This is a genomic window from Kitasatospora sp. NBC_01250 (assembly GCF_036226465.1).
Lineage (GTDB): Bacteria > Actinomycetota > Actinomycetes > Streptomycetales > Streptomycetaceae > Kitasatospora.
In genome coordinates this window covers 2,597,954-2,621,665 of the sequence record NZ_CP108476.1, presented here as the reverse complement: position 1 = coordinate 2,621,665, position 23,712 = coordinate 2,597,954, and the positions used below count along the sequence as shown (strand labels likewise).

At 69.9% G+C, this 23,712-nt stretch carries 14 protein-coding genes and 3 rRNA genes; 9 read left to right on the top strand and 8 right to left on the bottom strand.

Annotated elements, in window-relative coordinates; all coding sequences use genetic code 11:
• Nucleotide 1 precedes the first annotated feature (1 nt).
• The 5 genes from OG500_RS10830 to OG500_RS10810 form a co-directional block, all read right to left on the bottom strand.
• Nucleotides 2–796: an ABC transporter ATP-binding protein gene (locus tag OG500_RS10830; protein ID WP_327066339.1), complete on the bottom strand. Its 795-nt coding sequence runs from the start codon at nt 794–796 to the stop codon at nt 2–4.
• Entirely contained in the window at nt 772–1,662 is an 891-nt protein-coding gene (locus OG500_RS10825; protein ID WP_327066338.1) for an ABC transporter permease, read from the bottom strand. The genes OG500_RS10830 and OG500_RS10825 overlap by 25 nt, the downstream gene beginning before the upstream one ends.
• Before the next feature lie 2 nt (nt 1,663–1,664).
• The gene (locus OG500_RS10820) at nt 1,665–2,732 is read right to left on the bottom strand and encodes an ABC transporter substrate-binding protein (RefSeq protein ID WP_329579166.1); all 1,068 of its coding nucleotides are present in this window, start codon (nt 2,730–2,732) and stop codon (nt 1,665–1,667) included.
• A gap of 106 nt (nt 2,733–2,838) precedes the next feature.
• The gene (locus tag OG500_RS10815; RefSeq protein WP_327066336.1) at nt 2,839–3,789 is read right to left on the bottom strand and encodes a TauD/TfdA dioxygenase family protein; all 951 of its coding nucleotides are present in this window, start codon (nt 3,787–3,789) and stop codon (nt 2,839–2,841) included.
• A 433-nt stretch (nt 3,790–4,222) separates the two neighbouring features.
• A complete protein-coding gene (locus OG500_RS10810; protein WP_327066335.1) occupies nt 4,223–5,410 on the bottom strand; it encodes an ROK family protein in 1,188 nt (395 codons plus the stop codon).
• A gap of 385 nt (nt 5,411–5,795) precedes the next feature.
• Between OG500_RS10810 and OG500_RS10805 the strand changes: the two genes are divergently transcribed.
• The 3 genes from OG500_RS10805 to OG500_RS10795 all read left to right on the top strand — a co-directional run bounded on the left by OG500_RS10805 (nt 5,796) and on the right by OG500_RS10795 (nt 11,093).
• Nucleotides 5,796–7,130, top strand: coding sequence for a lipase family protein (locus OG500_RS10805; RefSeq protein ID WP_329579163.1), 1,335 nt, complete (start codon nt 5,796–5,798; stop codon nt 7,128–7,130).
• A 192-nt stretch (nt 7,131–7,322) separates the two neighbouring features.
• Nucleotides 7,323–8,798, top strand: coding sequence for a lytic transglycosylase domain-containing protein (locus OG500_RS10800; protein WP_329579160.1), 1,476 nt, complete (start codon nt 7,323–7,325; stop codon nt 8,796–8,798).
• A gap of 123 nt (nt 8,799–8,921) precedes the next feature.
• Nucleotides 8,922–11,093, top strand: a complete 2,172-nt coding sequence (locus tag OG500_RS10795) for a hypothetical protein (RefSeq protein ID WP_329579156.1) — start codon at nt 8,922–8,924, stop codon at nt 11,091–11,093.
• A gap of 215 nt (nt 11,094–11,308) precedes the next feature.
• Here OG500_RS10795 and OG500_RS10790 read toward each other — a convergent pair whose 3' ends face one another.
• From OG500_RS10790 to OG500_RS10780, 3 genes are all read right to left on the bottom strand, one after another.
• On the bottom strand, nt 11,309–12,679 hold the full coding sequence (locus OG500_RS10790) for an MFS transporter (RefSeq protein WP_329579154.1): 1,371 nt from the start codon (nt 12,677–12,679) through the stop codon (nt 11,309–11,311).
• 147 nt (nt 12,680–12,826) lie between these two features.
• The gene (locus tag OG500_RS10785; protein WP_327066315.1) at nt 12,827–13,183 is read right to left on the bottom strand and encodes an ArsR/SmtB family transcription factor; all 357 of its coding nucleotides are present in this window, start codon (nt 13,181–13,183) and stop codon (nt 12,827–12,829) included.
• Nucleotides 13,184–13,319: 136 nt separating this feature from the next.
• Nucleotides 13,320–14,222 carry a helix-turn-helix domain-containing protein gene (locus OG500_RS10780; RefSeq protein ID WP_329579150.1) on the bottom strand — a complete coding sequence of 301 codons (903 nt, stop codon included), beginning with the start codon at nt 14,220–14,222 and terminating at the stop codon, nt 13,320–13,322.
• 163 nt (nt 14,223–14,385) lie between these two features.
• Here OG500_RS10780 and OG500_RS10775 point away from each other — a divergent pair, with 163 nt between their 5' ends.
• From OG500_RS10775 to OG500_RS10750, 6 genes are all read left to right on the top strand, one after another.
• Nucleotides 14,386–15,624 (top strand): MFS transporter, encoded by a 1,239-nt coding sequence (locus OG500_RS10775; protein WP_329579146.1) that lies wholly within the window; start codon nt 14,386–14,388, stop codon nt 15,622–15,624.
• Between the two features lie 63 nt (nt 15,625–15,687).
• Nucleotides 15,688–15,909 (top strand): type II toxin-antitoxin system VapB family antitoxin, encoded by a 222-nt coding sequence (locus OG500_RS10770; protein ID WP_327066312.1) that lies wholly within the window; start codon nt 15,688–15,690, stop codon nt 15,907–15,909.
• A 740-nt stretch (nt 15,910–16,649) separates the two neighbouring features.
• Nucleotides 16,650–18,171: ribosomal RNA gene (locus OG500_RS10765) — 16S ribosomal RNA — on the top strand.
• A gap of 277 nt (nt 18,172–18,448) precedes the next feature.
• Nucleotides 18,449–21,568, top strand: a 23S ribosomal RNA gene (locus tag OG500_RS10760).
• A gap of 87 nt (nt 21,569–21,655) precedes the next feature.
• Nucleotides 21,656–21,772, top strand: a 5S ribosomal RNA gene (rrf, locus tag OG500_RS10755).
• Together the 16S, 23S and 5S rRNA genes form the textbook arrangement of a ribosomal RNA operon.
• A 326-nt stretch (nt 21,773–22,098) precedes the next feature.
• Nucleotides 22,099–23,544, top strand: a complete 1,446-nt coding sequence (locus tag OG500_RS10750; protein ID WP_327066311.1) for a glyceraldehyde-3-phosphate dehydrogenase — start codon at nt 22,099–22,101, stop codon at nt 23,542–23,544.
• Nucleotides 23,545–23,712 lie beyond the last annotated feature (168 nt).

Genomic DNA, 23,712 nt, shown 5'->3' with positions numbered 1-23,712 from the left:
CTCAGTTCTCCGCTCCGTGGTCGGTGGATCCGGCCCGTGCGGTGGCGGGTTCGCCGTCGGGTCGTACGCCGAGGGCGGCGAGCAGCCGCTCGCGGTACTCGCCCAGGCGCGGGTCGCGGTAGGAGCGGGGGTGGGGCAGCTCGACGGCCAGGTCGACGGCGATCCGGCCGTCCTCCAGGACGAGGACCCGGTCGGCGAGCGCGGCGGCCTCGTCGACGTCGTGGGTGACCAGGAGCACGGACGGGTGGTGGCGTTGCCACAGCTCGCGCAGCAGGGCGTGCATGCGGATCCGGGTGAGCGCGTCGAGGGCGCCGAAGGGCTCGTCCGCGAGCAGCAGTTCGGGCTCCCGGACCAGGGAGCGGGCGAGGGCGGCCCGTTGCTGTTCGCCGCCGGAGAGCTGGCCGGGCCAGGCGCGCTCCCGGCCGGCCAGGCCGACCTCGGCGAGCGCGGCTCGGCCGCGGGCGGCTGCGTCGCGGCCCTCGGCGTCCCGTCCGGGGGTGCCCAGCAGCACGTTGTCCAGCACGCGGCGCCAGGGCAGCAGGCGGGAGTCCTGGAAGACCACCGACACCCGTTGCGGGGTGACGAGCCGCCCGCTGCCGGCGGTGTCGTGGTCCAGGCCGGCGACGGCGCGCAGCAGGGTGCTCTTGCCGGAGCCGGAGTGGCCCAGGAGGGCGACGAACTGGCCGGGCGGGATCTGCAGGTCGATGCCGTCGAGCACGGTGCGTCGGCCGAAGGAGCGGGTCAGGCCGGTGAGGTGGACGGCGGGAGAGGTCAGCTGCTCAGCGATCGGCGCCATGCCAGGACCCTCCTTTCCAGGAGACGGACGGCGGAGTCGGAGGCGAAGCCGAAGACCGCGTAGATGAGCAGCCCGAGGACGATGACGTCGGTCCGGCCGTAGTTCTGCGCCTGGAACATCAGGTAGCCGAGGCCGTTGGTGGCGTTGATCTGCTCCAGGACCACCAGGGAGAGCCAGGAGCCGGTGACGGCGAGTCGCAGACCGACGAAGAAGCCGGGCAGTGCGCCGGGGAGGACGACCTGCCGGACGAACTGCCAGCGGCTCAGTCGCAGGACCTCGGCGAGCTCGACGTAGCGGGCGTCGATGCCGGCCAGGGCGGCGTGCAGGTTGAGGTAGACCGGGACGGAGACGACGATCGCGATGATGACGATCTTGAACGTCTCGCCGATGCCCAGCCAGAGGATGAACAGCGGGATCAGGCCCAGCGTGGGCACGGCGCGGCCGACCTGCACCGTGCCGTCGATCAGGGCCTCGCCGATCCGGCTCAGCCCGGCGGCCAGCGCCAGCAGCACACCGGCCAGCAGGCCGATCGTGAATCCCTGCACGGCACGCCGGAGCGAGGTGGCCAGATCGGTGCGCAGCGTCCCCGTGGCCCACAGGTGCGCCCCCGTGTGCAGCACGGTCCAGGGCGCGGGCAGGCTCCGCGGGTCCAGCAGCCCGGCCGCGCTGGCCCCGGCCCACAGGGCCAGCAGGAGCAGCGGCCCCAGCAGCCGGGCGCAGCGGCGGCGCCGGCCCGGCGCGAGCCTGCGGGTCCGGTGGTGCCCGGTGGTCGCCCCCGGGCCCGGGGCGGGCCCGGTGGTCGGGCCGGGCGCGGTGCGGGGCCGCTCGGGCGCCGCCACCACGGCGGTCGACAGGTGTTCGGCCATGGTCAGCTCCGGTACTCGGCGGGCACGGCGGCGGACGCGAGGTGCTCGAAACGGCGGTCGAAGAGCGCCTCGGCCTGGAAGGACTTCACATAGCCGCCCTGGGCGAGCAGGTCGACGGTCTGCTGCTCCCAGGCGATCGCCTCGTCCCAACTCGGCGGCAGCAGCGGCTTGTTCGTCAGTGTGGTCACCTGCTGGGCCTGGCTGAGGCTGATGTTCTGGGTCTTGACGTAGTACTCCTGCTCCCAGACGGACGGGTTCTCGTAGACCCAGACCAGGCCTTTGGCCCAGATGGGGACGAAGGCCGCGACCGCCGCCGCCCTGGCGGAGTCGGCGAGTACGTCGGCCGGGGCCCAGAGCAGGTTGAGCAGGTCCACCACGTCGGTGGGGATGGTGTGCGCGCCGTCGGCGGCGTAGCGGTTGAGGTAGGCGGGGGCCTGGGAGACGGCCAGCGGGGCGATGTCCACCTGGCCGGCCTCCAGGGCGGTGAGGAACTGGTCGCTGGTCAGCGGCACCAGGTGGACGTCGGAGTCCTTCAGCCCCGCCCCGCGCAGGGCGCGCAGCAGCACCACGCCCTGCGCCTGGCCCTGGGAGAAGGCCAGCTTCCGGCCCGCGAACTGGGCCACCGACTGGATGTCGCTGTGCGGCTTGGTGGCGAACAGGTAGGACGGCTTGCGGGTCAGGTCGACGGCCACGATGCGGGCGTCGTAGCCCTGGAACTGCGCCTGGATCGGCGGGATGCCGGCGTTGTTGGCCAGGTCGAGGGAGTCCGCCCGGAAGGCGTTGATGACGTCCGGCCCCGCCGCGATGTTCGGCCAGGACGGGACGGTGAAGGGAATCTGCTTGATCAGGCCGGAGAGCTGGAGCTGGAGCTGCTCGGCGCCGAGCGCGGAGGCGATGCGCAGGCCGGTGCCGGCGGGCACCTGGGTGGGCAGCGGCGCGCTGCTCGACAGCGCCGGGCCGCTGGCCCGGGCGGTGGCGCAGGCGCTGAGGCCGAGCGCGGCGCCTGCGCCGAGCAGGGTCCGCAGGAAGAGCCTTCGGTTCGGGGCGGGGACGCCCTGGAGCAGGGACACGGAGGTGCGGTTCCTTCCGGACGGATGCGAAGGGGGTGGGGCGGGCCGCCGGACGCCGCGTGGTGCGGGGCACCGGGCGCGGGGCCGGCGGCCGTGCGGCGCAGCGTCAGGAGGCCACGGCGACGCGGTGGTCGGCGGTGAAGGGGCGTCCGGCGACGAGCTCGGACTCGCGTCCGTCCGGTCCGACCGGGGTGTCGCCGATCAGCGTGACGCGGTGCAGGCGCCGTTCGACGTCCAGGTGTTCCAGGTCGCGCGGGGCCAGGTGGGCGGTGACGCGGTTGTCCCAGAAGGCGACGTGGCCCGCCTCCCAGCGCAGGCGCACCGTGTACTCGGGCCGGGTGATCTCGGCGTGGAGCAGGTCGAGGATGCGCCGGCTCTCGACCGCGGTGACGTCGACGATGTGGCTGGTGAAGACGGGGTTGACGAACAGCGCGCGCTCCCCGGTCTCCGGGTGCACCCGCACCACCGGGTGGACGGCCACCAGCAGGTTGTCGTTGATCCGGCGGGCGTACTCGCCCTCGCCCTCCACCGGCCGGCCGCCGCCGTAGCGGTGCTCGGCGCGCAGGGTGTCCACGAAGGCCCTGACGGGGGCGGACAGCCCCTCGTACGCGGCGACGAGGTTGGTCCAGTGGGTGTCGCCGCCGACCTCCGGGACGGTCTCGGCCCGCAGGATCGACCCGGCGGGCGGGTTCACGGCGGCGGTGACGTCGGTGTGCCAGCCGTCGACGTAGCTGTACTGGCGCTTGCGGTACTCGTCGCGGAAGTTCTTGCCGTAGCGCTCCTCGAAGCGGCGCGGGTCGACGGTGAAGATCTCCGGGTGCGCCTGCGGCGGGGCGTCGTCGTGCGGGTGGGCGTAGGTGAGCTCGCCGAACTGGCGCGCGAAGGCGATCTGGGCGGCGTGGTCGAGGTGCTGTCCCCGGAAGAAGACGACCTTGTGGCGGTGGAGCGCCTGCTTGATGGTGTCGACGGCCTCGGCGGGCAGCGGCCGGGCGAGGTCGACGCCGTCGATGTCGGCGCCGATGTGACCGGCGACGGGACGGACGGAGGGCGTGCTCATGCTGGCGGGTCCTTTCGGTGGTGGCTGGTCGGCCGGGCGGGTGCCACGACCCCGCGGCAGCGCAGCGCAGGGCAGGGCAGGGCAGGGCAGGGCACGGCCGGGCGGTGGCACGGTGGCACGGTGGCACGGCGGCACGGCGGCGCCGGGGTACGGCGGGGTCACCCGGCAACGGCAGCGGGAACAGGAACGGGCTGCGCGCGGCCGTCAACGCCGCGCGGCACCCGCGCCGGAGCGCCTCGGCGGAACTCCGGTCAGCAGCCCCGACAGCCCAGCCCGGCGAAGTGGTGCGCGCGGAAGGCGTTCACGGGGAGCCGCTGTGCGGCTGCCCGGATCGTGGCCCTGTGCTGCGCGTCCATGGCTGCAGTCTGCTGCCCGGACGACCACCCGGACAATGGTTTCCAGCGGCGCGGAAGAAACCCCACCGGACGGCCCCTCACCTGACGCCGCCGACCGTGCGCAGGGCCAGTGGGTCCTGGTAGACGGCGGCGAGCACCGGCACGGCCGCCGCCACCGCGAGCGTGTCCGCGCCGAAGGAGCCGGCCCGCACCAGATCGCCGGCGCCGCCCAGCTCGCGGCCCACCTCGGCCAGCAGCCGCGGCAGTTGGAGCGTGACGGCCTCGGTCAGCACCACGGTGTCCGGGCTGATCACGTCGAGCATCGGGCGGACGGCGCGGGCGATCATCCGGAGTCGGCTGCGGCACAGCTCCACGGCGCGCGCCTCGCCCGCGGCCGCCGCCCCCAGCAGCAGGGGCAGGTCGGGGTACGGGGTGATGCCGTCCGCGGCGGCACGCTCGGCGATGGTGCGGTCGGCCACGGTGACCTGGAGGCAGCCGGTGCGCCCGCACGGGCACGCCGCCGCCGACCCGGGAACGGGCAGGTGGGCGATGCCGCCGGCGCCGTACCCGCGCCCTCGCAGCAGGATCCCGCCGGTGGCGATCGCCGCGTCCACGGCGTTGCCCACGAACAGGTGCACCAGGACGCCCTCGCCGGCCCGGCCGAAGAGCATCTCCGCCCGGGCCAGCGCCCGGGCGTGGCCCTCCACATGGACGGGCAGCCGGACCGCCCGCTGCAGCGCCCGTCGCAGCGGGACGTCGCGCCAGCCCAGCGCGGCGTTCTCGACCAGCACCCCCGCGTCCGGATCCACCCGGCCGCCGGTGACCACGCCGAGCCCGAGGACGGAGCGCCCGTGCACGTGCCGCCCCAGGAACCCCGGCAGCCGCGCGGCGACCTCCTGGAGCACCGCGCCCGGATGCGGCCCCCGCGGCACGTGCTCGGCGGCGAGGACCCGCCCGCGCAGATCGGTGAGCGAGAAGGTGAGCCGCGGAATGGCGATGTGCACGCCCGCCGCGACGTGGTGCGAGGTGTCGATGTCGAGCGGGATCCGGGGGCGGCCCGGCCGGGGGCGCTGCGCGGGCTCCGGCGGCTGCCAGACCAGTCCCATCGCGAGCAGGTCGGCCGCGTACCGGGACACGGCGGCCGAGCTCAGCCCGGTCTCCCTGCCGATCGCCGTGCGGGCCAGCGGCCCCTGGTCCAGGACGGCCCGCAGCACGGCGGTCGCCCCGTCCGGCCGGTCGGTGCCGGGCTGGTGCGGGCCCGGCGTCGCGATGAGCGCTGGCAGCATCGGTGATCCTTCGTCCGGAGTCGGCCACGAGGCGGCGTGGTAGCCCGGGGACCCAGGGCTACCGGCTGCGGGGACACTTCGACGACGTCATGTGCCGAATGCTCGCAAGCACCGCCGGACCGGTCAATGGACCAGCGTTACGGGCCCGTGGCCGTTCTGCGAAGCCCGCCGAGGCACCGGGCCCGACGCTGCTCGCGGGGCTGCCCGCGCGCGGCTGGACCGGGCAGGTGCGACGGACGGGAGGGGCCGCGGGCAAGGCGAAACGCGGTCCCTTCACCAAGTGCCCACACGTTGCCGTGTCATCTCTCTGTACGGATCTTTTACCCGCAGGTAACTTACTGGGCAGTCAGGAGTGGTACCCGTCACACGATTCCGGGGAGCAGCCATGTACAGAAGACCTGTCCGACGCCTGGCCGTCGTCGCCGCCGCCGTCGCGGCCATGGCCTCGGCCGCCGCCCCGTGCGCCTCGGCCGCGGCGAGGAGCAGCGCCGCCGGTGACTCCTTCTACGCCTACGACGGCAGTGCGCCGCTGGCCTCCTTCGCGCCGGGCACCGTGCTCAAGACCCGGACGCTGCAGTACCACATCGAGGGCATCCCCACGCCGGTCAGCGCGATCCAGCTGCTCTACCGCACCACCGACGCCCAGGGGCGGCCGGCCGCCAACGTGACCTCGGTGGTGCGCAGCATCACGGGCAACAGCACGAAGGCCGTCTCCTACCAGTCGTTCTACGACTCCCTGAACCCGCAGGACGGGCCGTCCCGCGCCATCGCCGGGAACGTGACCCTGGGCGGCACGATCGCCAACTTCGAGTCCGCGGCCCTCTCGGCGCTGCTGCTGCAGGGCGACAACCTCGTCATCCCGGACACCGAGGGCCAGTCGGCGGACTTCGCGGCCGGACCGGAGTACGGCTTCAACACGCTGGACTCGATCCGGGCCGCGGTCAACTCCCCGTCGACCGGCCTGAGCGGCGCGACCAGGTTCGGCCTGATGGGCTACTCCGGCGGCTCCATCGCCACCGACTGGGCAGCGGCGCTCGCCCCGAGCTACGCGCCCGACGTCAACAAGAAGCTCACCGGCTTCGCCGAGGGCGGGGTGCTCGTCGACCCGGCGCACAACCTGAAGTACGTCAGCGGGTCGCTGGTCTGGTCCGGCGTCATTCCCATGTCGGTCATCGGGGTCTCCCGCTCGTTCGGGATCGACCTGACGCCGTACATGAACAGCTACGGCCGCCAGATCTACGACCGGCTGCAGAACGGCTCGCTCCTCGACGCGCTCGGCCACTTCCCCGGTCTGACCTGGCAGCAGATCGCCAAGCCCGAGTACGCCGACCCGGACTCGGTGCCCGCGTTCGTCGATGCGGTGAACAGGATCAACCTGGGGTCGGCCCCCACCCCGACCGTTCCCGGCTACATCGCGCAGGGCGACGGCGGCGTGCTGGAGGGCACCTTCGCCAGCCCGTCCGGCATCGGAACCGGTGACGGCGTCATGGTCGCCGGAGACGTGCGGGCCCTGGCCGACCAGTACTGCGCCACCGGCAACAACGCGATCAGCTACGACCAGTACGACCTGCTCAGCCACCTCGGAACCGCGCCGGCCTGGGCCCTCAAGGCGGCGTCCTGGCTCAACGACCGCTTCGCGGGCAAGCCGGCCCCGTCCGACTGCGGAGACATCCCGGCGGGCAACTCGCTCGCGCCGGAGCGGACGGTTCCCGCGTCCTGACGGTGCGGCACCGGCGCGAGAGGCCGGGAGAAGGGCACGGGGCGGCCCCCGCTGTGCGAGGGCGTCACCCCAGCGTGGTCTGATGCGTATGCCGACTGACTGTTGTGGAACCTGATGGGCGGTCGGTTCGTCCATGGACTGACCGCAGGATCATCGGAAGGAGTTCACGTGGCCAGGTGGATACGTAAACGCGTGCTGACGCGGACGGCCGGGACGCTCGTCGCCCTCGCTGCCGCGGCGGCGCCGTCGGCGCCCCTGACCCTCGCCTCACCAGTGGCGTTCGGTGTGCCGGCGTCCGCCGCGGCGGGCGGGCAGCCGCCGGCGGACGGCGGCGGCCCGCGGGTGCTGCCGCAGCCGCCGGGGGTGGTGGCCGGATCGCCGTTCGCGGCGCCGGGCACCGTGCTGCCGGGCGGGAGCGGGGCCGGGAACGGCGCGGGGACGTCGAGCACCGTTCCGGTGACGCCCGCGACGTCGCTGTCGGTGGGCGGGGCGCGGCTGCCGGCCACGGTGTTCGCCGCCTACCGCAGCGCCGAGACGTCGCTCGCCGGCAGCGACCCCGGCTGCCACCTGCCGTGGCAGCTGCTGGCCGGCATCGGCCAGGTGGAGTCGGGTCAGGCGGACGGTGGCGCGGTCGACGCCTCCGGTACGACGTACACGCCGATCCTCGGTCCGGCGCTGGACGGGACCAGCGGCTTCGCCGCGATCCCCAACAGCACCAGCGGCGCCTACGACGGCAGCGGTTCCTGGGCCCGGGCCGTCGGTCCGATGCAGTTCCTCCCCTCCACCTGGGCGACCTGGGGTGCCGACGGCAACGGGGACGGCAAGGCCGACCCCAACAACATCTGGGACGCGGCGCTGGGCGCCGGCCGCTACCTGTGCGCGGGCGGCCGCGACGTGTCGGTGCCGGCCCAGCTCGACCGGGCGATCCTCAGCTACAACAACTCCACCGACTACCTGAACACGGTGAAGAGTTGGATGGGCTACTTCCAGACCGGCGCCCTGACCGTGCCGGACCTGCCGGCCGGACCGGGCCCGGTCACGGTGCCGCTGCCCGTCGGCGGCGGATTGTTCACGGTCGTGCCCGCGAGCCGGCCTTCGGCCTCCTCGGCCCCCTCGGCCCCCGCGACCCCGATCCCGGCCGGTACCCCGGCGGGCACACCGTCGGCCTCGCCGACGCCGAACGCGCAGCCGTCGCCCGCGGCGCCCACCGCCTCGCCCACCCCGGCGTCGCCGTCGGCCTCCGCGTCGCCCAACCCGGCGGCCTCGGCGTCGGCTTCGGCCTCGCCGACCCCCGCGCCGTCGGCCTCGCCGACGCCGTCCGCGAAGCCGTCGCCCACGACCCCCGCCTCGCCGTCGCCGACCGGGTCGCCCTCGCCGTCGCCCACCGCCTCGCCGACCGGCACCCCGAGCCCGGCGCCGACCGGCTGCCCGACGCCGACGGCCGGCGCGTCCGCCTCGCCGAGCCCGTCGCCGACCGGGACACCCTCGCCGGCGCCGACCCCGTCGCCGAAGCCCTCCGGGACGCCGACGCCCTCCGCGTCCGCCACCCCGGGCTCCCCGGCGCCGTCCGGCAGCCCCTCGCCGAGCTGCGGGTCCCCCTCGCCGGCTCCCACCGCCACCGCGCCGACGAGCTCCCCGAGCCCGTCGCCCTCCGCGTCCGCGAATTGAGCAGGGCGACCGTGACGTGAGCAGGGCGCCGGGCGCCGCGAGCAACGGCTCGCGGCGCCCGGCGCGCCCGGTGGTCCGAAAACCCGGGTGCGAGGCCTCAGGCGGCTCTGGGATCATGCCCGGATGGCCCTCCGTCTCGAACCGCTGGTCGTCCGGCACACCCACCGCCTCCCCGCGCCCACTGCGCCCGCCGGCCAAGGCGCCGTCGCAGCACGGCAGTTCGACGCCGCGCTGCTGTCCGTGGGCTTCAAGCTCTCGGCGGCGCTGCTGGAGCGGCTGTCGGGGCTGAGCGAGGAAGCGGTCGTCGCCGTCGCCGCGCGCACCCTGGCCACCGTGCGGGAGATGGTCGGTGACCATGTCGAGCACAACGTCTACTTCGTCGACTTCCCGGCCAACGTGCCGGACACCTTCGACTTCTGGATGCGGTGCATCGCCGAGGCGCTGGCGGACGACGTCTCGCGCGCGGGCACGCCGGCGCAGCTCGGCACCGGTGCGGTCGACCTGCTGACCCTCCCGTCGTACGGCAGCTACGCCCACACGTACGCCGAAATGCTCGCCGCCCACGGCGAGTTGATCGCCGCCGCGGGCGACCGCCTGACGGTCCTGCACCCGGGCGGCACGCTGGAGGACGAGGTCACCGCGCTGTACCTGGCCCTGGCGGGCAGCACGACGCCGCTGGGGGAGGAGGCGCTGCGCGACCTCGGTGCGCTGGCCGGGCACTGCGTCGACGGTCCCCAGCCCGCGGCGATACCGGTCCGGGAGAACCGGGCCGTGGTCAACCTCGCCCGGCTCGACGCCGGTGCGCCGCTGCTGCTGGACACCGTCACCGATGTGCTGCGGCTGGCCTGCGCGCTGTCGGACGGTGACGTGACCCTGTTGGAGCCGACCCGGTTCCGCTCGCTGTCCCGCCCGGTCCGCCGCGCCCTGCTCGCCGGGCTCGACGCGGTGGTCGCCGCGGCTCCCGCCAAGCTCGCCGACGTCAGCGCGCACCGGGAGGCGTTCAAGCGCCTCGGTGAGCGGCTGCACCCGCACGAGTACCCGCGCTGGCCGCACGCCGCCGAGGTGTTCGCGGTGGCCCGGGGCGAGCAGCAGGTCCGCTCCTTCGACAGCCGTGTCGAGGAGCTCTTCGCCGCGCAGGACGTGACCGGGGCGGCACGGCTGCTGACGGCCGCTCCGGGCAGGCTGTTCCGCGCCCTGGACCGGCTGCTGCGGGCCTGCCGCACCCAGGACGAACGCGATGCCGTGGTGGCCGCCGCCGAGCAGGTCGCCCCGCAGGTGGCCGGCCGGGTGCTGCTGTCGGTCCGTGAGTACTTCCACAACCGGCCGCGGCAGCCGGGCGAGCGCCGCGTCTTCGTCAACCGCCGTGGCCGTGGCTGGGTCACCGCCGACACCCGCCCACCGGTGCTGCCGCCCGAGTGCGAGCGCCTGATCGCCGCGCTGGACGCCGAGCTGCGCCGCCGTCTGCCGGCGCCCGGGCACCTGCTGATCGACCCCGACATCCTCGACGTCGCGCTCCCGCTCAGCGGCAACGCCACGGCCGCCGGCCTCGGCGTGCTGCCCCGGGGCTCGCTCTCCCCGGTCGACGGCGACCTGCTCCGGTTCTTCGTGTACTGGAAGCAGACCAGCCGCACCACCGACTTCGACCTGTCGGCGCTGCTGCTCGACGCCGAGTACGGGACGGTCGGCTGGCTCTCCTGGACCGAGCTCACCCAGGTCGAGGGCGAGCACTCCGGGGACATCACCGACGCGCCCGACGGCGCCTCGGAGTTCATCGACCTGCGCCTGGGTTCCGTGCGCGGCGACTTCATCGTCCCGCAGGTCAACGTGTACGCGGGCGAGGGCTTCGATGAGGTCGAGGAGTCGTTCTTCGGCTTCATGCTGCGCGAGGCCGAGCAGCAGGGCCGCCCGTTCGAGGCGCGCACCGTGCGAATGAAGTCGGAGCTGCGCGGTCCGGGCCGGGTCGCGCTGCCGCTGGTGTTCCTGCGCGGGGCCGACGGCAGCTGGCGCGCGAAGTGGCTGCACCTCCATCTGCAGGGCGACCCGCAGGCCAACCAGGTCGAGGGCAACCAGATGTCGGTGGCGACGCTGGTGCGCGGCATCGTCGAGCGCGACCACCTCACCGTCCGCCACCTCACCGACCTGCTGGCCGAGCGCGCCACGGCGACCACGCTGTGGGACGGCACCACGGTCCCGAAGGGCCCGGTCACCTACGTCGGCCTGGGTCGCCCGCAGGGGCTGCACCCGGACTCGGTGGTCGTCACGCCGGAAAACCTGCGCGACCTGATCCCCGGCTGACTGCTAGCGTTGCCCCCGGCGAGGCCATGGGGGGACTTCCTTCTCACACCTCACTTGCAGCTAGTCCGTCCGCTTTCCTCGCCGCTGACCGCAGGACGACGCCGGGGTGCCCGATGGCACCCCGGCGTCGTCCTGTCGACCTGTCGTCAGCGGATCGGGTCCGCGCAGGCGTTCCAGCGCGGCGGAAGGACCGCCGGACAGGCCCTGGCCCCGGTTCAGCCGGCCGCCGCCCGCCGCGCCACCGGGTGCGGCCAGCTGTGGTGGTGCCGGTCGATGACGTAGTGGTGGCCGTGGCTCCAACTCCCGGTCGGCGTGCGGCGGGCGCCGGCGAGGTGCGGGTGGCCGGCGGGCAGGTCGGTGTGGAGGTGGGGCAGCGCCCCGGGATCGTGGCGCGGCCAGAGCAGCACGGCCCCGCCGGCCGCGGCGAGCGCGAGGGCGCCGAGCACGAGGGCGGTGGCGCGCAGGCCCGCCGCGGCGGCGACCCAGCCGGCCAGCGGGTAGGTCAGCAGCCAGCAGGAGTGCGAGAGGGAGAACTGGGCGGCGAAGGCGGCGGGCAGGTCGGCGTCGGCGGCCGAGCGGCGGACCACCCGCCCGCCCGGGGTGAGCACGGCCGAGCTGCCCGCGCCGATCAGCGCCCACGCGGCCAGCAGCGCCGCCCAGGACCAGCTGCCGGGGGCGGCGGCGGTGAGCGCGGCGACGCCGGCCAGGACGAGGGGCAGCGCGAACGCGGCGGGCAGCATCACGGCCCGGTCGCTCACCCGGTGCAGCAGACGGGGCATCAGCAGGGCGGTGGCCATCGACCCGGCGCCGTAGGCACCGAGCGCGAGGGAGACGTCGCCGGCGGGGCGGTGGAAGTGCTCGCGGACCAGGACGACCGTGTTGACGAAGACGATCGCGCCGGCCGCGGCGACCGCGAGGTCGAGCGCGAGCAGGGCGCGCAGCCGCGGAGTGGCCCGGTACAGCCGTGAGCCGAACACCGCCTTGGTGTAGACGCCGCCGGTGCGCTCGACCGGGGGAGCCTTCGGCAGCACGGCGGAGGCCACCAGGGCGGCGGAGGCGAGGAAGCCGATCACCGTGCCGGTGAAGAGCCAGGCGTAGGAGACGGCGGTCAGCAGCAGCGCGGCCAGCGCCGGGGAGAAGAGCGACTCCAGGTCGTAGGCGAGCCGGGACATCGACAGCGCCTGGGTGTAGTCGCGTTCGGCCGGCAGCACCTCGGGGATGGTGGCCTGGAAGGTCGGGGTGAAGGCGGCGGAGGCGGCCTGGAGCAGGAAGACCGTCAGGTAGACCTGCCAGACCTGGGTGACGAACGGCAGGGCGAGGGCGACGCCGGCGCGGGTGAGGTCCGTCGTGACCATCAGCGCCCGCCGCGGGACGCGGCCGGCGAGCGCGCCGGCGAGCGGTGCGATCGCCACGTAGGCGACCATCTTGATCGCCAGCGCGGTGCCCAGTACCGCCGAGGCGTCGTTCCCCGCGATCCGGTAGGCCAGCAGCGACAGGGCCACCGTCGCCAGGCCGGTGCCGACCAGGGCGACGACCTGTGCGGTGAACAGGTGGCGGTAGGTGCGGTTGCGCAGCACGGACAGCATCGGTCGCGCCCTCGGGTCGGCGATGGTGACCTGGTCAGCATAGCCAACGTGTGCGTACCTGCGCACGTGTGGGGCGAAGCTCGCGGACCCTCGCCCGTGCCGCAGCGCGGGCGAGCGGAGCGGTCGGCGAAGAGGTCGGCACAGGGGTCAGTCGTGCGGCGGCAGCGAGCCGATCTGGTGGTCGGCGACGTTCAGCGCCTCGTCGACCAGGCGGCGCAGGTGGCCGTGGCGCAGCGAGTAGACGACGCGGCGCCCGTCCTTGCGGGTCGAGACGAGCCCGGCGAGGCGGAGCTTGGCCAAGTGCTGGGAGACGGAGGGGCGTGCGGCCCCGGTGGCCTCGGTGAGCGTGGTCACGTCGGCCTCCCCGCGGCCGAGCCGCTCCAGCAGGGCGAGCCGGGTGCGGTCGGCGAGCAGCGCGAGGATCGAGGCGGCGACCTCCAGGTGATCGCCTCTGCGATGCTGCTGCGAGCCGTGTGCATCTGCTGCCGGTGTGCGCTCGTCCATCCGGCCATCGTAGAGGTGCCCGGGATTGCGCAGGTGCGCACATGTCAGGGCATCCCGGTCAGGGGTGCACCTCTCGCAGCCGGCCATCGCGACGCGCAACGCCTGCCTGCGGCGGGTCCTCTCCTGACGGAGCCGGTCAGCGGCCTGTCCCGGTGGCCCGCCCGTCCGCTCGGCGTGCCCGTTCCCCGCGTGCCCGTTCCCCGCGGGGCGGGCGCGCGCCGGTGTCCTGCTCGGTGAGCGTGCGGAGCAGCGCCAGGGCGTCGGCACTGGGGCTGCCGGGCTCGGCCGAGTAGACCAGCAGTCGCTGGCCGGGGGCGCTGGAGACGGTGAACGACTCGAAGTGCAGGTACATCTCGCCGACCTGAGGATGCCACAGCGGCTTGTCGTCACTGGTGCACGGCCGGACGTCGTACCTGGCCCACAGACTCGCGAACGCGGGGCTGCGCAGCGACAGTTCACCGATCACCTGGGCGATCCGCGGGTCGTCCGGGAACGGCGCGGACTGCGCCCGCAGGTTGCTGACCATGCTGCGGGCGGCGCGGTCCCAGTCACGGTAGAACCGGCGCCCGGCAGGATCGAGGAAGAGCATCCGCAGCTGGTTGTCGACCCGGGCGAAGTCGCTGTAGAGCTGCCGGGTGCCGTGGTTGGTGGCCAGGATGTCCAGGGCCGGGCTGACGATGCAGGCCGGCAGGCCCAGGAAGTGGTCCATCAGGCGCAGCAGTTCGGGGCTGACCGTGGTCACGGGCGCGGCGACGGCCGGCGGCGCCGGCTGGGCGAGCCGGAACAGGTGCGCGGCGCTGTCCGGGTCCAGCTGCAGCGCGCGGGCGACGGCGCCCAGCACCTGCTCCGAGGGGTTCCGCTCGCGGCCCTGTTCGAGGCGGGTGTAGTAGTCGGTGCTCACCCCGGCGAGCAGCGCGACCTCCTCGCGGCGCAGGCCCTTCACCCGGCGCGAGGTGTGCGACGGCAGGCCCGCGCGCTCCGGCGGCACCAGGTCGCGGCGGGCGCGCAGGAAGTCACCGAGCTCGGTTCCCTTCGTCATGCGCCCCACCGTAGCGGGCCGCCCGGCACCGGACCTGGGTGTGGCGCACCCAGGCTGACGGGGGGTGCGGCGCACCCTTCCCCATCCGGGCGGCCCTGCCTAGCGTCTGTTTCCGGAAGCGCCTGTTCGAAGAGCGCTCGCACGCAAGGAAGGTCGAAGAGAGATGCCCCAGCCCGCACCAGGGCCCGCGCCGACCGCAGCGCAGCAGATGAACCCCGCCACGACCCTGGTCCTGGCGGTGGCCTGCGGCATGACCGTGGCCAACCTCTACTACGCGCAGCCCCTGCTCGAACTCGTCGCCCACTCCTTCGGCGTCGGTCAGGGCGCGGCCACCACGGTCGTGACGCTGACCCAGGCCGGATACGCCCTGGGCCTGCTCTTCGTCCTGCCGCTCGGCGACCTGGTGGAGAACCGCCGACTGGCCACCCGCACACTCCTGGTGACGGCGACGGCCCTGCTGCTCGCGGCGGTGAGCCCGGTCTTCGGGCTCTTCCTGGCCGCCTCGGTGCTGGTCGGCACGACCTCGGTCGTCGCGCAGGTGCTCGTCCCGCTCGCCGCCCACCTGGCCCCGGCCGAGCAGCGCGGCAGCATCGTCGGCCGGGTCATGAGCGGCCTGCTGCTGGGCATCCTGCTCGCCCGCACCGTCTCCAGCCTGGTCGCCGACCTGCTGGGCTGGCGGGCGATCTACCTGCTGTCCGCCGTGCTGATGATCGGGCTCAGCCTGGTGCTGCGCCGGCTGCTGCCGACCCGCACCCCGGAGCACCGGGCCGGCTACCGCGCACTGCTGGCCAGCCTGGTCACGCTGGCCCGTCAGGAGCCCGTGCTCCGTCGGCGAGCGCTCTGCCAGGCGACGATGTTCGGCTCCTTCACCGCCTTCTGGACCGCGATCGCCTACGAGCTCGTCGACGAACACCACTTCGGCCAGGTCCAGATCGCCCTCTTCGCCCTGGTCGGCGCCGGCGGCGCAGCCGCGGCACCGGTCGCAGGGCGGCTCGCCGACCGCGGCCACGGCCGCAGCGCCAGCGGCGCGGCCCTGCTGCTCGCCGCCTGCTCCTTCGCCCTCGCCGCCGCCGGCCGCCACAGCGTGCTGCTGCTCGCCCTGGCCGCAGTGCTGCTCGACTTCGCGGTCCAGGGCCACCAGGTGATGAGCCAGCACGAGATCTACGCCCTGCGCGGCGATGCCCGGGCCCGGATCAACACCGTCTACATGACCACCGTCTTCGCCGGCGGCGCCGCCTCCTCCGCCGCAACCGGCGCCCTGCACGCCGCCTACGGCTGGACGGGCGTCTGCACCCTCGGCACCGCGCTCCCGCTGCTCGGCCTCCTGCTGTGGGCCCGCGGCCAGTGGAGCAGGGCAGTCGACGTGCCCAGCGGTGCGGCTGCGCGCGCAGCCGCACGGTGATCTACCGACCGTGCAACCAGCCTGACATCCTTGATGCACAGCTTGACAGTAAGGAGATGTCCGGTGGCCAGGACTGTGATCGACGTGGACGGAGCCCTCCTCGCGGACGCGGCTCGGGCGCTCGGCGCGGCGACGAAGACGGAGACGGAGACGGTGAGGTCCGCCCCTCGCGAGGCGCTGGAGACTCGGCGGCGGGCGCTCGCTCTTCATCGCCTTTGCACCACTGCGGCGGACGGAGCCTTTGACCTGGAGCTGCTGGAGAACAAGGGGAACTACCGCGGATGAGTGCGACTGCACAGTGAGTGCGGTGACCGCCGAGCTCCAGGCCTCTGCTGCACGGAGGCCGCGACTTCGACCGCATCGCTGCGGCGCCTGTCGCTGGCGGGGTGCTGCGTCAGGTGGGGGACTTGCTTCTGGGGCTGGGGAGGTCTAGTGTTTCCAAGTCGCTCGGCAGGGAGCACCGGACACGCATCGGCGCGGACGGTCCCGGGGCGGCCACTCTCCTGAAACACCATCCCGGCAGGGTCGTCGGCTGTTGGCGTGCCGCTATTCGCACGCTTATGCGGCTGGCTTTCTTTGTCGTGCCGGTATTTCGGCGAGTGGGCCGGATTCGCTTTTCGGAGCGGGGCTGGGCTAAAGTTCAACACGTCGGACAGGCCGTCAGGTCGGTTACGGCGAAGGCCTCTTGAGGCCGAGCGGTGCGGAAGACCTGGTAAGGTTGGAAACACCGAGAGCGAGTCGGGAAACGCCGAGAGGCGGGTCTGATAAGCTCGAAGAGAAGAAAGAACGAAGCGCCCGGAGGGGCCACGGAAGTGGCTGCAAAGGAAGCGTCCGTTCCTTGAGAACTCAACAGCGTGCCAAAAGTCAACGCCAGATATGTTGACATCCCCGGCCTTGGTCTTCGGACTGGGGTTGGAGATTCCTTTTGAAGTAAAACACTAGCGAGGACGCAGTGCGCGAGACCACCCTATTCCGGTGGTTGTCGTGCCGCTCGACGCGGGTGTCGACCCGATGACGGGTAAACATTCACGGAGAGTTTGATCCTGGCTCAGGACGAACGCTGGCGGCGTGCTTAACACATGCAAGTCGAACGGTGAAGCCCTTCGGGGTGGATCAGTGGCGAACGGGTGAGTAACACGTGGGCAATCTGCCCTGCACTCTGGGACAAGCCCTGGAAACGGGGTCTAATACCGGATACGACCTTCCTCTGCATGGGGGTTGGTGGAAAGCTCCGGCGGTGCAGGATGAGCCCGCGGCCTATCAGCTTGTTGGTGGGGTAATGGCCTACCAAGGCGACGACGGGTAGCCGGCCTGAGAGGGCGACCGGCCACACTGGGACTGAGACACGGCCCAGACTCCTACGGGAGGCAGCAGTGGGGAATATTGCACAATGGGCGAAAGCCTGATGCAGCGACGCCGCGTGAGGGATGACGGCCTTCGGGTTGTAAACCTCTTTCAGCAGGGAAGAAGCGCAAGTGACGGTACCTGCAGAAGAAGCACCGGCTAACTACGTGCCAGCAGCCGCGGTAATACGTAGGGTGCGAGCGTTGTCCGGAATTATTGGGCGTAAAGAGCTCGTAGGCGGCCTGTCGCGTCGGATGTGAAAGCCCGGGGCTTAACCCCGGGTCTGCATTCGATACGGGCAGGCTAGAGTGTGGTAGGGGAGATCGGAATTCCTGGTGTAGCGGTGAAATGCGCAGATATCAGGAGGAACACCGGTGGCGAAGGCGGATCTCTGGGCCATTACTGACGCTGAGGAGCGAAAGCGTGGGGAGCGAACAGGATTAGATACCCTGGTAGTCCACGCCGTAAACGTTGGGAACTAGGTGTTGGCGACATTCCACGTCGTCGGTGCCGCAGCTAACGCATTAAGTTCCCCGCCTGGGGAGTACGGCCGCAAGGCTAAAACTCAAAGGAATTGACGGGGGCCCGCACAAGCAGCGGAGCATGTGGCTTAATTCGACGCAACGCGAAGAACCTTACCAAGGCTTGACATATACCGGAAACGGCTAGAGATAGTCGCCCCCTTGTGGTCGGTATACAGGTGGTGCATGGTTGTCGTCAGCTCGTGTCGTGAGATGTTGGGTTAAGTCCCGCAACGAGCGCAACCCTTGTTCTGTGTTGCCAGCATGCCTTTCGGGGTGATGGGGACTCACAGGAGACTGCCGGGGTCAACTCGGAGGAAGGTGGGGACGACGTCAAATCATCATGCCCCTTATGTCTTGGGCTGCACACGTGCTACAATGGTCGGTACAAAGGGCTGCGATACCGTGAGGTGGAGCGAATCCCAAAAAGCCGGCCTCAGTTCGGATTGGGGTCTGCAACTCGACCCCATGAAGTTGGAGTTGCTAGTAATCGCAGATCAGCATGCTGCGGTGAATACGTTCCCGGGCCTTGTACACACCGCCCGTCACGTCACGAAAGTCGGTAACACCCGAAGCCGGTGGCCTAACCCTTGGGAGGGAGCCGTCGAAGGTGGGACCAGCGATTGGGACGAAGTCGTAACAAGGTAGCCGTACCGGAAGGTGCGGCTGGATCACCTCCTTTCTAAGGAGCACACGGCCGGATGCGAGCGAATGTCTCGCACGGTTGCTCATGGGTGGAACGTTGACTATTCGGCACACAGGGTTGGTTGTTTCCTAGTACTGCTTCGGCGTGGAACGGTTACGGGTGATCTGGTGTGTCGGGCACGTTGTTGGGTCCTGAGGGAACGAGTAATCGTTGTCTCAGTGCCGGTCCCACGGACCGACCTGGTGTTTGCCGGGTTGTGTAGGTGGGTGTCTGGTCGTTGTTTGAGAACTGCACAGTGGACGCGAGCATCTGTGGCCAAGTTTTTAAGGGCGCACGGTGGATGCCTTGGCACTAGGAACCGATGAAGGACGTGGGAGGCCGCGATAGGCCCCGGGGAGCTGTCAACCGAGCTTTGATCCGGGGGTGTCCGAATGGGGAAACCCGGCAGTCGTCATGGGCTGTCACCCATACCTGAACACATAGGGTATGTGGAGGGAACGCGGGGAAGTGAAACATCTCAGTACCCGCAGGAAGAGAAAACAACCGTGATTCCGGGAGTAGTGGCGAGCGAAACCGGATGAGGCTAAACCGTTGTGGTGTGAGACCCGGCAGGGGTTGCCACTTCGGGGTCGTGGGAAAGTTCTTCGGTCGTCTGCCGGCGATCGGGTGAGTCAGAAACCGTATGGGTAGTCGAAGGACATGCGAAAGGTCCGGCGTAGAGGGTAAGACCCCCGTAGACGAAACTTGTACGGCTCACTTGAGCTTCTCCCAAGTAGCACGGAGCCCGAGAAATTCCGTGTGAATCTGGCGGGACCACCCGCTAAGCCTAAATATTCCCTAGTGACCGATAGCGGATAGTACCGTGAGGGAATGGTGAAAAGTACCGCGGGAGCGGAGTGAAATAGTACCTGAAACCGTGTGCCTACAAGCCGTGGGAGCGTCGTTGGTCAGCTTGCTGATCAGCCGTGACTGCGTGCCTTTTGAAGAATGAGCCTGCGAGTTTGCGGTGTGTAGCGAGGTTAACCCGTGTGGGGTAGCCGTAGCGAAAGCGAGTCCGAATAGGGCGGTTGAGTTGCATGCCCAAGACCCGAAGCGGAGTGATCTAGCCATGGGCAGGTTGAAGCGCGGGTAAGACCGCGTGGAGGACCGAACCCACCAGGGTTGAAAACCTGGGGGATGACCTGTGGTTAGGGGTGAAAGGCCAATCAAACTCCGTGATAGCTGGTTCTCCCCGAAATGCATTTAGGTGCAGCGTCACGTGTTTCTTGCCGGAGGTAGAGCACTGGATAGGCGATGGGCCTTACCGGGTTACTGACCTTAGCCAAACTCCGAATGCCGGTAAGTGAGAGCGTGGCAGTGAGACTGTGGGGGATAAGCTCCATGGTCGAGAGGGAAACAGCCCAGAACACCGACTAAGGTCCCTAAGCGTGTGCTAAGTGGGAAAGGATGTGGAGTCGCAGAGACAACCAGGAGGTTGGCTTAGAAGCAGCCACCCTTGAAAGAGTGCGTAATAGCTCACTGGTCAAGTGATTCCGCGCCGACAATGTAGCGGGGCTCAAGCACACCACCGAAGTCGTGTCATTCACAGAATACGCCCAACGGCGCTGTGGATGGGTAGGGGAGCGTCGTGTGCCGGGTGAAGCGGCGGAGGAATCCAGTCGTGGACGGTATACGAGTGAGAATGCAGGCATGAGTAGCGATACAAGAGTGGGAAACTCTTGCGCCGATTGACCAAGGGTTCCTGGGTCAAGCTGATCTGCCCAGGGTAAGTCGGGACCTAAGGCGAGGCCGACAGGCGTAGTCGATGGACAACGGGTTGATATTCCCGTACCCGCTTTGAAGCGCCAACGCTGAACCTCTGAATGCTAAAGCCGTGAAGCCGGCCCGGAGTCTTCGGACAATGGGACGTGGTGGAGCCGCTGATCCAACAGGGTATTAGGTGAGCGATGGGGTGACGCAGGAAGGTAGTCCAGCCCGGGCGGTGGTTGTCCCGGGGTAAGGGTGTAGGACGCAAGGTAGGCAAATCCGCCTTGCACATAGTCTGAGACCTGATGCCGAGCCGATTGTGGTGAAGTGGATGATCCTATGCTGTCGAGAAAAGCCTCTAGCGAGTTTCATGGCGGCCCGTACCCCAAACCGACTCAGGTGGTCAGGTAGAGAATACCGAGGCGTTCGGGTGAACTATGGTTAAGGAACTCGGCAAAATGCCCCCGTAACTTCGGGAGAAGGGGGGCCGGAACTGGTGGAGGCACTTGCTGCCCGAGCTGGGGCCGGCCGCAGAGACCAGCGAGAAGCGACTGTTTACTAAAAACACAGGTCCGTGCGAAGCCGTAAGGCGATGTATACGGACTGACGCCTGCCCGGTGCTGGAACGTTAAGGGGACCGGTTAGCTCTGATTCGTCGGGGCGAAGCTGAGAACTTAAGCGCCAGTAAACGGCGGTGGTAACTATAACCATCCTAAGGTAGCGAAATTCCTTGTCGGGTAAGTTCCGACCTGCACGAATGGCGTAACGACTTCTCGACTGTCTCAACCATAGGCCCGGTGAAATTGCATTACGAGTAAAGATGCTCGTTTCGCGCAGCAGGACGGAAAGACCCCGGGACCTTTACTATAGCTTGATATTGGTGTTCGGTTCGGCTTGTGTAGGATAGGTGGGAGACTTTGAAGCGGCAACGCCAGTTGTTGTGGAGTCGACGTTGAAATACCACTCTGGTCGTGCTGGATGTCTAACCTGGGTCCGTGATCCGGATCAGGGACAGTGTCTGGTGGGTAGTTTAACTGGGGCGGTTGCCTCCTAAAGAGTAACGGAGGCGCCCAAAGGTTCCCTCAGCCTGGTTGGCAATCAGGTGTTGAGTGTAAGTGCACAAGGGAGCTTGACTGTGAGACCGACGGGTCGAGCAGGTGCGAAAGCAGGGACTAGTGATCCGGCGGTGGCTTGTGGAAGCGCCGTCGCTCAACGGATAAAAGGTACCCCGGGGATAACAGGCTGATCTTCCCCAAGAGTCCATATCGACGGGATGGTTTGGCACCTCGATGTCGGCTCGTCGCATCCTGGGGCTGGAGTAGGTCCCAAGGGTTGGGCTGTTCGCCCATTAAAGCGGTACGCGAGCTGGGTTTAGAACGTCGTGAGACAGTTCGGTCCCTATCCGCTGTGCGCGTAGGAGTGTTGAGAAGGGCTGTCCCTAGTACGAGAGGACCGGGACGGACGAACCTCTGGTGTGCCAGTTGTCCTGCCAAGGGCATGGCTGGTTGGCTACGTTCGGGAGGGATAACCGCTGAAAGCATCTAAGCGGGAAGCCTGCTTCGAGATGAGCACTCCCACCTCCTTGAGAGGGTAAGGCTCCCAGTAGACGACTGGGTTGATAGGCCGGATGTGGAAGCCCTGTAAGGGGTGGAGCTGACCGGTACTAATAGGCCGAGGGCTTGTCCTCAGTTGCTCGCGTCCACTGTGTTGTTCTGAAACAACGACCCCCGCCAGGGAAAGAACGGGCGGGTTGCGGTCGACAGTTTCATAGTGTTTCGGTGGTCATAGCGTGAGGGAAACGCCCGGTTACATTCCGAACCCGGAAGCTAAGCCTCACAGCGCCGATGGTACTGCAGGGGGGACCCTGTGGGAGAGTAGGACGCCGCCGAACAATCATTCAGAGAAAGCCCCGCCCCGGGAGACCGGGTGCGGGGCTTTTTCGCGTTCGCCCCCCGCTCTTGTCGGCCGGCGATACGGAATCGGCAATGTGTTCCTCGCCACGGTCCGCGGATCTCCGCGGCGGCCGGCTCGAATAGCCAACTCGCCTTCCCTGGGCGGTTGTTGTGCTGTTCCTGGGTGCCGCTGGCCTTCGGCACAGGGGCTCGCAACGGCTCTCGGAAGGGGGAGATGCGCAGCTCAGGGTGGGTCCGCTCGAACGGGCGCGCGGGCCGCTGGCTAGCATGGTGGCACCCTCCCAGCTCGAGAGATGGACCCCCTGTGACTGTCAATGAAGACGTGTTCACTAACTGGAAGAACCGCGAGGAGATCGCGGAGTCGATGATCCCGATGATCGGGAGACTGCATCGGGAGAGGGACGTCACCGTCCTGCTCCACAGCCGTTCGCTGGTGAACAAGTCTGTGGTCAGCATCCTCAAGACGCACCGGTTCGCCCGCCAGATCGCCGGCGAGGAGCTCTCGGTCACCGAGACCCTGCCGTTCCTGCAGGCCCTCACCGTGCTCGACCTCGGCCCCTCCCAGATCGACATCGGCATGCTCGCCGCCACCTATAAGAGCGACGACCGCGGTCTCTCGGTGGAGGAGTTCACCGCGGAGGCGGTCGCCGGGGCGACCGGCGCCAACAAGCTGGACCGCAGTGAGCCGCGCGACGTCGTGCTCTACGGTTTCGGCCGGATCGGCCGCCTGCTGGCCCGTCTGCTCATCGAGAAGGCGGGTTCGGGCAACGGCCTGCGGCTGCGCGCCATCGTGGTGCGCAACAGCGGCGGCGAGGACCTGGTCAAGCGCGCCTCGCTGCTGCGGCGCGACTCGATCCACGGTCAGTTCAACGGCACGATCACCGTCGACGAGGCCGACGACAAGATCGTCGTGAACGGCCACGAGATCAAGGTGATCTACTCCAACGACCCGACGACCGTGGACTACACGGCCTACGGGATCAAGGACGCCATCCTGATCGACAACACCGGCCGCTGGCGCGACCGCGAGGGCCTGTCGAAGCACCTGCAGCCCGGCATCGCCAAGGTCGTGCTGACCGCGCCCGGCAAGGGCGACGTGCCCAACATCGTGCACGGCGTCAACCACGACACGATCAAGCCGGACGAGCAGATCCTGTCCTGCGCCTCCTGCACCACCAACGCGATCGTCCCGCCGCTGAAGGCGATGGCGGACAAGTACGGTGTGCTGCGCGGCCACGTGGAGACCGTCCACTCGTACACCAACGACCAGAACCTGCTGGACAACTACCACAGCGCCGACCGCCGTGGCCGTTCGGCGGCGCTCAACATGGTCATCACCGAGACCGGCGCCGCCTCCGCCGTCGCGAAGGCGCTGCCGGACCTCAAGGCGACGATCACCGGCAGCTCGATCCGTGTCCCGGTGCCGGACGTCTCGATCGCGATCCTGAACCTGCAGCTCGCGCAGGAGACCAACCGCGAGGAGGTCCTCGACTACCTCCGCAACGTGTCGCTGACCTCGCCGCTCAAGCGCCAGATCGACTTCATCAGCGCGCCCGACGCGGTGTCGAGCGACTTCATCGGCTCGCGGCACGCCTCGATCGTCGACGCCGGTGCCACCAAGGTCGAGGGCGACAACGCGATCCTCTACCTGTGGTACGACAACGAGTTCGGCTACTCCTGCCAGGTGATCCGGGTCGTCCAGTACGTCTCCGGGGTCGAGTACCCGACCTACCCGGCTCCGCTGGTCTGAGCCGCACCGAGGTAGCCGCCCTGCGGTAGCACGACGAACGGCCGCCGGCCCGGGACGCCTCCCGGTCCGGCGGCCGTCGGCTTCGGCTGCTCGCCGGGATCCGGCGGTGGGCCCGCCGCCGGGGCCGGCGGAGCGGACGTGCGAGGGTACGAGGGCATCCGTGCCGCT